This is a genomic window from Mesorhizobium sp. M1A.F.Ca.IN.020.04.1.1 (genome assembly GCF_003997315.1).
Classification (GTDB): Bacteria; Pseudomonadota; Alphaproteobacteria; order Rhizobiales; family Rhizobiaceae; genus Mesorhizobium.
Genome location: NZ_RZSN01000193.1, coordinates 1 through 6,851 on the forward strand (window position 1 = coordinate 1; position 6,851 = coordinate 6,851).

Genomic DNA, 6,851 nt, shown 5'->3' on the forward strand with positions numbered 1-6,851 from the left:
GACCTTGATCCGGTCGAATCGCTCGATGAGCAACACGTCCTTGCCTGCGGCGCAAGGCCAAAGGCGCTGATCGAGGACGACGCCATCAAGCATGTCGCGAAATTTTCCTCGTCTGCCGACCTTTACAGCGTCGTCAAAGGAGAATTCATAGCCATGCGGCTTGCCGCCTTGTGCGGCATCAGAGCGGCATCCGTCTCGCTCGTTCGCGCCGCAGGCAAGGACGTGTTGCTCATCGAGCGATTCGACCGGATCAAGGTCACGGGCGGCTGGCAACGCAAATCCATGGTCTCAGCGCTGACGATGCTCGCGCTCGATGAGATGATGGCGCGTTACGCCAGCTACCAGGATTTGGCGGAGATCATTCGCCACCGATTCACCGCGCCGTCGGAAACTCTGCGCGAGTTGTTCAGCCGCATTGTCTTCAACATACTTTGCGGCAACACCGACGATCATGCCCGCAACCATGCGGCATTCTGGGACGGGGCTAAGCTCACCCTCACGCCTGCTTACGATATTTGTCCGCAGGCCCGCAGTGGCCAGGAGGCCAGCCAGGCCATGCTCATCAGCGGCAATAACCGCATGAGCCGGATCGCGTCCTGCCTTGAAGCCGCGCATCACTTCCTGCTCAGCGCGCCGGAAGCTCTTGCGATTGTTGAAGGCCAGCTCCGATGCATTGCGAAGAATTGGCCGCGTGTCAGCGAGGAAGCTACGCTATCCGGCACAGATCGCAATCTGTTCTGGGGCCGACAGTTCCTCAATCCCTACGCTTTTACGGCGCTGGAAGGGAGCGCCGACGTTCTCCGCGCTCTGGCTGACGAACTACGCAACAGTGTTCACGCCTGATCCGGCGCTGGACTTCGGACAAGCTCGGCAAGCGCAAGACGCCCACAATATGGACAATCCTTGCCGTGCCAGCACGAAGTCATGAACAGACGGCTCTTCGACAGCGACAACGTGCACTGCGGAGAGATGTGGAGCTGACACCGCAAGAGCCCACAGACGCGCGACTTCCCACGATACAACTCCACATAACTGAGCGTCTACAAGCGCTGCAGCCAGCGTAACATCCCGCCATCATAGCGATGATTGTCTGATCTTTTGCCGATGACATCACGTCGGGAAAGACTTGTTCGAGCGCTTGCCGCTTCATATCGATACCGGCCCGGGCGTAGCGCACGTTACGTTCAGCCCCGAGTGGCTAGCCATTGACTGATGGTGGCGATGTCAACACCCGCCTTGACAAGGTGGATGGCCGTCGTGTGCCGCAAAGAGCGGTGATGGATGCTTTTTTCCGCCAGGGTGGTTCCTTCCCCCGCAGCCATATCAAAATGTTTGCGCAGCAAGTATCGAACACCGAACCGGGTCAGCGGTGTGCCGCGGTCGTTGAGAAAGCCCCTTTGCTCGGCGGGACAGGGCGATACCAGACGAAGGTCAAAATTCGAAGTTTCAGGATTTCCTGAACTCGTGCATCCGTATTGAACATCAGCGAGAACAGCGCGTAATCCCGCTGTCCAGAAGGCGTGCGGCGGTCGATACGCGCCAGGACGCTCTTGATTTCCGGGCCCTTCGAGATATTCGACAGGTGCCACCCGCGCGCCCTCTTGAAGGGAAGTGTCACCACCAGTTGCAGCGTATCCATATATTCGGGGTGCTCCGAGATCAGGGACCGCGCAAAGGTATGCATCGCCGCCAGCCTTGCATTGCGGGTCGCAACTGCCACGCTCGACCTCAAGTGACGTGAGAAAGCTGCCGATCCTGTCGGTATTGATGTCGGAGACCGCTTCTTTCAAGAATATCTTCCCGCTCTCCGCGGCATGAGCCCGTGGCATGCTTCGGCCCAATGCGGTGGATTGATGTTTCTTCATGTCCACAACCTCGCTGACGAGACCGCCGAAAGCCCCTTCAAAGCGGTCGGTGGCGATCTCTCTCAGCTTTGGAAGGTAGTGCATTGATTTTTCGTGGAATGAGGACCCTGTTTAAGGGGTGATTTTCGTCCAAACGGGGCCCCTTAACGATGGGGTCATCAAGATGCCTCCGGTTTGATCGGAGGCATTTGTGTTTTGGATGTTGGTTTTGGAGACGATTGCAAAGATGTCGGCTGTCGCTGGTCCAGGGGAAGTCGATCAAAGCGATCTGCCGTGAGCTGAAGATCTCGCGCAAGGTGGTGCGCAAGGTCCTGCGTTCTGAGGAGACGGAGTTCCGCTACGAGCGCAAGCACCAGCCCTATTCCCGCATGGGAGCTTGGCGTGACACGCTGGACCGGCTGCTGTCGGCGAATGCGGCCAAGCCGCAGCGGGAGCGGCTGACGCTGATCCGTATTTTCGAGGAGCTTCGCGGCCTCGGCTATGACGGCAGCTACAGTTCGGGGTGGCGGCATGCTCAGAGCTGGGCGGCGGATCGCGGCAGCGCCGTGGCCGAGGCCTACATTCCGTTGAGTTTTGCACCTGGCGAGGCCTACCAGTTCGACTGGAGTCACGAGATCGTCCTGCTCGACGGCGTGACGGTGACAGTGAAGGTCGCGCACATGCGGCTCTCACAGCCGCATGTTCTTCGTGAGGGCCTATCCGCGCGAGACGCAGGAGATGGTGTTCGACGCGCATGACCGGGCGTTCGCCTTCTTCCGTGGCGCCTGCACGCGCGGCATCTACGACAACATGAAGACGGCGGTGGACGCGATCTTCATCGGCAGGGATCGCCGCTACAACCGCCGCTTTGCGCAGATGTGCGGGTATTACCTTGTCGAGCCGGAGGCCTGCACACCGGCGGCCGGCTGGGAGAAGGGGCAAGTCGAGAACCAGGTCGGGCTGGTGCGCGAGCGCTTCTTCACACCGAGGCTGCGCTTCAAGACGTTGGAGGATCTCAACGGCTGGCTGGCCGACAAATGCGTTGCCTAATGCCAAGGCGCGTCGGCATCCCGAACAGGGTGAGCGCACGATCTGGGACGTATTCAAAGAAGAACGCGCCAGCTTCATTCCCTATGCCGGTCGCTTCGACGGCTACCATTGCATTCCCGCGTCGGTGTCGAAGACCTGCACGGTGCGCTTCGACAACAACAAATACTCGGTGCTGTCGAGCGCCGACGGTCGGCCGGTCGAGATCCATGCTTATGCCGACCGCATCGTCATCCGCCAGGATGGCGCGGTCGTCGGCGAGCACGCACGCTCTTTCGGCCGCAACGAGGTCGTCTACGATCCCTGGCACTACGTGCCGGTGCTGGCCCGCAAACCGGACGGCCTGCGCAACGGCGCGCCTTTCCGGGAATGGGTTCTGCCATCAGCCATGGAGAAGGTGCGCCGCAAGCTAGGGGCGGCCGATGACGGCGACCGGCAGATGGTGTCGATCCTCACCTGCGTCCTGACCGACGGATTGAGCGCGGTCGAGAGCGCCTGTCAGGAAGCCATCGAGCACGGCGCATCGTCGGCGGCGGTGATCCTCAACATCCTGGCCCGCAGCCGCGATCCGGCGCCGGGCACGATCCTTTCCATTCCCCAGGCGCTGAAGCTAGCTCACGAGCCGGTCGCCGACTGCGCCCGCTATGACAGTCTCAGGAGGACAAACAGCCATGGAACGCACCGAGGTACTGGAACTGATGGGAGCGCTGAAGCTCTACGGGATTGCGCAGCGCCTATGACGAGATCATGGGCGCGTTGCCATCAAGCGACGGCACGAGCCGCCCAGGATTGTCGGTGATCTCTTGCAGGCCGAGATATCGGAGAAGCAGGCCCGCTCCATCAAATACCAGTTCGCCGTCGCCAAGTTGCCGCTGGCCAAGGACATCGACGACGTCGACTTCGCCGACACGCCGGTCACCGAACCCCTGATGCGCGATCTCGCCCGGCGGCGCCTTCGGCGCCGATCAGCGCAACATCGTCCTGGTCGGCCGCCTTCACGGGTCACCCAACTCGCGCGGAAGGTCGACCGCATTGCGACGGGCGCGTGTCGACTTCCCAACAATGTCAGACAGGAGACACAACGCTATCGGAGCGATCGCATTGTCCGAAACGATTTTCCCAGTTGGCACGACGGTTGCGGTCCTATGCGCAAAAGCAAACTAGACCTGAGAGCCGCACCGCATGAATGTAGCCTCCCAATATCTTCTCCCGTCTGTGGCGCACCACGAAGCCGGGCACGCGGTGGCCGGCATCGTTTTGAAGCGTCAGATGTTCGACGACGACCGTGAATTCCCTGCTTTCTCAAGTGTTAGTATTTACCCCCACCCCGGTGACGGAGATTACCTTGGTGTTGTCATGAGCAAGTGTTTTTATTCAGCGCAAGGATTCACCTCGAAGCGAAAGCCGATTTTCGAGGACGATATGGATCGATATTTGGAACGCGATGGTGCGATCCGGGAGATAGTTACTTGTCTGGCAGGTCCTTTTGCAGAATCCGCATTCGAAGGCTATCTGGACCCGTTCGATATGGCGATGAATGCGTCCGACGAGAATGAGGGGAGCAGCGACTACGCGGATGCCAAGCGAATCTATGGTGAGTTGCGGTTCCTGATGCCGCGCCGCCCCGATTGGGGGCGGATCGAAGATCGCACGGCCCGGCTAGTACTCGATCACTGGTCGGCCATCGAAGCATTGGCCGCGCATTTGCTGGTCAAGCATGATCTCCAATTCGATGAGGCTCTGACGATTGTTGCGCCGCATCTTCCGCCCAAGCCAGTAGCTACGCCGCCAGAGCGTCCATTTCCGCCGCCTGCTTGATCATCCATTCGATGTGATTTGACTACATCTGCAACACCTCGCGCTACTCCTTGACGTAGGTATAGAGATTGTAGATTTCGCCTATGTCTGTCAGGGACGCCGCCTTGTGATTCAGTATGTGCTCGATGACGTGTGGCAATACCTGCCGCCTGCCGAGATTTGTCGCGAGCGTCCTGCGCAGATCGTGAAGGGTCCAGTTCTCCAAAGCCGTTGCCCCTCGCAGGGAAAACAAACGTGTCATTGGTCTTCGGTACCGACTGGGGGACCGACACCGCCAGTGTGGACAGCGGAATAAGCGTAGGCTCTTCGTTCTTCGTGCGGTCCGCCGATAGGTCCCATGTTCCGGCTTCAAGGTTGAGTTCAGACCAACGCATCGCGGCAACTTTCCAGACCCAGCATCCCTCCGCATCGCTGCCGTCGAAGGCGTGGGTCATGATCGGACGAAGAGCGCTCGCACCGATCGGCCGACCCCGTTCGAGGAAGGGCGTGATCTGGTCGGCGGCATGCAGAATCCGGGTGGCGCGGCTGGTCCGGGCTGACCGACGGATTGAGCGCGGTCGAGGCCGCCTGTCAGGAAGCCATCGAGCACGGCGCATCGTCGGCGCCGGTGATCCTCAACATCCTGGCCCGCAGCCGCGATCCGGCGCCGGGCACGATCCTTTCCATTCCCCAGGCGCTGAAGCTAGCTCACGAGCGGTCGCCGACTGGGCCCGCTATGACAGTCTCAGGAGGACAAACAGCCATGGAACGCACCGAGGTACTGGAACTGATGGGAGCGCTGAAGCTCTACGGAATGCGCAGCGCCTATGACGAGATCATGGGCGCGTCGCCATCAAGCGACGGCACGAGCCGCCCAGGATTGTCGGTGATCTCTTGCAGGCCGAGATATCGGAGAAGCAGGCCCGCTCCATCAAATACCAGTTCGCCGTCGCCAAGTTGCCGCTGGCCAAGGACATCGACGACTTCGACTTCGCCGACACGCCGGCCACCGAACCCCTGATGCGCGATCTCGCCCGGCGGCGCCTTCGTCGCCGATCAGCGCAACATCGTCCTGGTCGGCCGCCTTCACGGGTCACCCAACTCGCGCGGAAGGTCGACCGCATTGCGACGGGCGCGTGTCGACTTCCCAACAATGTCAGACAGGAGACACAACGCTATCGGAGCGATCGCATTGTCCGAAACGATTTTCCCAGTTGGCACGACGGTTGCGGTCCTATGCGCAAAAGCAAACTAGACCTGAGAGCCGCACCGCATGAATGTAGCCTCCCAATATCTTCTCCCGTCTGTGGCGCACCACGAAGCCGGGCACGCGGTGGCCGGCATCGTTTTGAAGCGTCAGATGTTCGACGACGACCGTGAATTCCCTGCTTTCTCAAGTGTTAGTATTTACCCCCACCCCGGTGACGGAGATTACCTTGGTGTTGTCATGAGCAAGTGTTTTTATTCAGCGCAAGGATTCACCTCGAAGCGAAAGCCGATTTTCGAGGACGATATGGATCGATATTTGGAACGCGATGGTGCGATCCGGGAGATAGTTACTTGTCTGGCAGGTCCTTTTGCAGAATCCGCATTCGAAGGCTATCTGGACCCGTTCGATATGGCGATGAATGCGTCCGACGAGAATGAGGGGAGCAGCGACTACGCGGATGCCAAGCGAATCTATGGTGAGTTGCGGTTCCTGATGCCGCGCCGCCCCGATTGGGGGCGGATCGAAGATCGCACGGCCCGGCTAGTACTCGATCACTGGTCGGCCATCGAAGCATTGGCCGCGCATTTGCTGGTCAAGCATGATCTCCAATTCGATGAGGCTCTGACGATTGTTGCGCCGCATCTTCCGCCCAAGCCAGTAGCTACGCCGCCAGAGCGTCCATTTCCGCCGCCTGCTTGATCATCCATTCGATGTTATTTGACCACATCTGCAACACCTCGCGCTTCTCCTTGACGTAGGTATAGAGATTGTAGATTTCGCCTATGTCTGTCAGGGACGCCGCCTTGTGATTCAGTATGTGCTCGATGACGTGTGGCAATACCTGCCGCCTGCCGAGATTTGTCGCGAGCGTCCTGCGCAGATCGTGAAGGGTCCAGTTCTCCAAAGCCGTTGCCCCTCGCAGGGAAAACAAACGTGTCATTGGTCTTCGGTAC

At 59.7% G+C, this 6,851-nt stretch carries 5 protein-coding genes and 4 pseudogenes; 7 read left to right on the top strand and 2 right to left on the bottom strand.

The window, feature by feature from the left end:
• On the top strand, positions 1–843 hold an 843-nt coding region (locus EOA49_RS27035; RefSeq protein WP_164749294.1), incomplete at its 5' end, for a HipA domain-containing protein.
• Positions 844–1,184: 341 nt separating this feature from the next.
• Here EOA49_RS27035 and EOA49_RS27040 read toward each other — a convergent pair.
• Positions 1,185–1,949, bottom strand: coding sequence for a hypothetical protein (locus tag EOA49_RS27040; RefSeq protein ID WP_127239673.1), 765 nt, complete (start codon positions 1,947–1,949; stop codon positions 1,185–1,187).
• Between the two features lie 115 nt (positions 1,950–2,064).
• Between EOA49_RS27040 and istA the strand changes: the two are divergent.
• From istA to EOA49_RS27075, 6 genes and pseudogenes are all read left to right on the top strand, one after another.
• A pseudogene (gene istA, locus EOA49_RS27045) lies at positions 2,065–3,561 on the top strand (IS21 family transposase); the annotation flags it as partial.
• Position 3,562: 1 nt separating this feature from the next.
• A pseudogene (locus EOA49_RS33745) lies at positions 3,563–3,881 on the top strand (ATP-binding protein); the annotation flags it as partial.
• A gap of 192 nt (positions 3,882–4,073) precedes the next feature.
• Positions 4,074–4,709, top strand: a complete 636-nt coding sequence (locus EOA49_RS27055; protein ID WP_127239674.1) for a hypothetical protein — start codon at positions 4,074–4,076, stop codon at positions 4,707–4,709.
• 529 nt (positions 4,710–5,238) lie between these two features.
• A pseudogene (locus EOA49_RS33750) lies at positions 5,239–5,519 on the top strand (IS21 family transposase); the annotation flags it as partial.
• Positions 5,452–5,769, top strand: a pseudogene (locus tag EOA49_RS33755) (ATP-binding protein); the annotation flags it as partial. The pseudogenes EOA49_RS33750 and EOA49_RS33755, both read left to right, overlap by 68 nt.
• Positions 5,770–5,961: 192 nt before the next feature.
• Complete coding sequence (locus EOA49_RS27075; protein WP_127239674.1) at positions 5,962–6,597, top strand: hypothetical protein; 636 nt, start codon at positions 5,962–5,964, stop codon at positions 6,595–6,597.
• On the opposite strand, the gene EOA49_RS27080 is transcribed toward EOA49_RS27075, so the two are convergent.
• Positions 6,560–6,851, bottom strand: a 292-nt coding sequence (locus EOA49_RS27080) for a tyrosine-type recombinase/integrase (protein WP_206520224.1), incomplete at its 5' end; no start/stop codon positions are given. The two genes, EOA49_RS27075 and EOA49_RS27080, sit on opposite strands and share 38 nt — an antisense overlap.

What these genes read in the sequence shown, in the direction of transcription:
- EOA49_RS27055 (WP_127239674.1), top strand. Translation starts at nt 4,074, where the DNA reads ATGAATGTAGCCTCCCAATATCTTCTCCCGTCTGTGGCGCACCACGAA.
- EOA49_RS27075 (WP_127239674.1), top strand. Translation starts at nt 5,962, where the DNA reads ATGAATGTAGCCTCCCAATATCTTCTCCCGTCTGTGGCGCACCACGAA.
- EOA49_RS27040 (WP_127239673.1), bottom strand. Translation starts at nt 1,949, where the DNA reads ATGCACTACCTTCCAAAGCTGAGAGAGATCGCCACCGACCGCTTTGAA.